1 protein-coding gene is annotated in these 255 nt (G+C 53.3%); it reads right to left on the reverse strand.

The window, feature by feature from the left end; translation table 11 throughout:
• Positions 1 to 32 precede the first annotated feature (32 nt).
• Positions 33 to 255: MbeD family mobilization/exclusion protein (locus E0D98_RS26620; RefSeq protein WP_240723797.1), on the reverse strand; the 223-nt coding region annotated here is incomplete at its 5' end.

The raw sequence follows: 255 nt of genomic DNA on the forward strand, positions 1-255 counted from the left end.
TTCCAGGCGTGCCTGCCTTTCCTGTTCATCCCTTATCTGCTGTTCGTGATAAATAACCGACTCAAGCGGTCCACCTGCCCGGCTAATCTCTGCACCTGCTGACTCAAGTCGTCGCACTGTTCCCTCATTTGCCCGTTCTCCTGTCGTGTCAGCTCGAACATATGCTGCAAATCCGTGAAGGCGCTCTCCCAGTCTTTCAGCCGCTGCGTATAGTCCTGCTGCAATTGCTCTAAGGCGTTCAGTAAGTGCATTTCC

Source organism: Escherichia sp. KCJ4928, assembly GCF_004352695.1.
In the GTDB taxonomy this organism is placed as follows: domain Bacteria; phylum Pseudomonadota; class Gammaproteobacteria; order Enterobacterales; family Enterobacteriaceae; genus ECMA0423.